The sequence below is a fragment of the Bacillus sp. JJ1127 genome (genome assembly GCF_036965845.1).
GTDB lineage: Bacteria > Bacillota > Bacilli > Bacillales > Bacillaceae_G > Bacillus_A.
Map to the genome: position 1 here is coordinate 1 of NZ_JBALQK010000198.1, position 2,265 is coordinate 2,265.

1 protein-coding gene is annotated in these 2,265 nt (G+C 32.3%); it reads right to left on the bottom strand.

What is annotated here, in order from left to right:
* Positions 1-1,712 (bottom strand): methyl-accepting chemotaxis protein (locus V7183_RS18710; protein ID WP_335360435.1); only part of this gene is annotated, 1,712 nt, incomplete at its 3' end.
* Positions 1,713-2,265 lie beyond the last annotated feature (553 nt).

The window sequence follows — 2,265 nt, forward strand, 5'->3', positions numbered from 1 at the left end:
TTAATTTTAAATTGTGAAAGTAATCCTTCTAATTCTTCGATTTTTTTCTTTATTTGCATGGATTGATTTGTTATTTCTGTAATGGATGATGCTTGTGTTTGAATGGCTTGTACGGTTTGATTAGTATCTTTCGCTACTTTTGTAGAAGTTTCTGATACTGCTGATAGGGAAGCGTTAATTTCTTCCGTTCCAGCAGACATTTCTTCTGTTGTAGCTGATACTTCTTGGATTTGGCGTGTTATTTTATGAATGTCTTTCATGATTGTTGAAAAGGCTTCGTCTGCTTCATTAGCAGCATTTCTTCCCTGCGTAGCTTCTTCGTGTCCTTTTTTCATAATTTGAACCGTATCTTTTGTATCTTGTTGGATGGATTTAATTAAATCATTAATTTCATTTGCGGATTGCTTGGATTGTTCAGCTAAATCTCTCACTTCAGCTGCAACAACTGCAAAGCCTTTTCCATTTTCTCCTGCACGTGCTGCTTCAATTGCAGCATTTAAAGCAAGCAGATTTGTTTGTTCCGCAATATTCGTAATTGCGTCTAAAGCTTTATCTATATGTTGTGTACGCGTAATAAGGCGTTCTATCACTGTAGATGTTTCTTCAACAACTGCATGCACATTATTCATTTGCGTAATAGATTGTTTGATTACTTTACTTCCGTTATTTACACGATCTGTTGTAGCAACAGATACTTCAGCAACAGTTGATGCTGACTCAGCTACTGTTTGAACGCCATTTGTTAGGTCATTCATTGCTGTTGAACTTTCATGAATATTAGTAACTTGTCCTTCTATTTGTTTGTTTACTTCATTAATGGTTTGAACGGCTTCGTTAGATATTTTAGATGCTTGTGTTGTATTCTGTAACATATTATCGGTAGAGGAAGTAACTTCGTGTGTCGTTACTTGTATTTTCTCAATTAATTGTTGTAAATTGTCTAACATGTGATTAAAAGAAGTAACGATCGCTCCTAATTCATCATTTGCTTGATAGGAAGTACGTATGACTAAATTTCCATCTGCTACTTGTTTTATATCATGTTGTAATAAATCAATCGGACGTTTAATAGCGATTTTAATAATATATCCAATACATATAATAACTGCAGTTGCAATAACGGAAATAATAATAAACATCAGTATTGTAGTATGTGCACTGCTTGTATTATTTTTTTGTAATTGTTCTGCCTGATCACTATTATATTTAACAAGTTCTTGAATAGAATTAATTGCATTTCGCATAGCGGGCTCAGTGTTTTTTGAATAATAAGCATAAGCTTCTTCATTTTTATTATTTACTGCTAAACTTTGTGCTTCTTTCATTTGAGTTCTAAATTCTTGAAAGTTTTTTTTGAAATTCTCATATAATTGCTTTTCTTCTTGTGAGCTGATCTTAGACTCAAAGTTTTTTAATAACTCATCATTTTCTTTACGTAGTTCAGCTATATTATTTGATAATTCTTTGTTTCTTTTTTCATCGGTTGTAACCATAAGTTCCATAAAATTACTATTCCCGGCGTAGAAATTCGATTCTAGAGCTTCTATCCAAAAAATTGGAAGTAACCTTTCGTCATACATACTTGCAGAAGCTTCACCTGTTTTCTTTAAAGAGATAACCCCTATAATGGATAAGAGAATACATGCAATACTAGCTGTAATCACTAATGTATTCAACTTTGTACCAATCTTACTGTTTTTTAGAACTGACATTCAACCACACCCCTCTTAAATCTTCATATTACGTTATATATCTTATAATAAAATACGCCAAATAACGACATATTTTTTGAAAAATGTCGTTATTTGTTGTTTTTTGAAGAACTAAAATTAGTAAAGTTGTTAATTGAGAAGGAAAGAACTGTAAGATATTTTGGATGTGGTGATATCTCAGTAATCGATTAAGAAAATATTAGTTCATCTCGCATAAACGGGCAGTAAGATCCCCGCCTCAAAATTCAGCAAAAGCAAAGAAGCTAGGTGAGGGCTAATAATCAGTGGGGGATGAAGAAAACTCCTACTGATTAAAGTTTCACTTTATCAACTAGATAAATACAAATGGATCGCAACAATATAAAGTTCGCAATTCAAGAGGACGAACTTTATATAGTACAGCAAGTGAATAATATGTAAAATAGGTTTAAAAGCAAAAAGCCCCGGTACTCTACTAAATGCAGTAACAGGGCTTTTTGCTTTTGTTTAATAAGGCGACAATTTTCTAATCAAACATTTTAATTATACTTGTTATGACATTACGAATACAAAA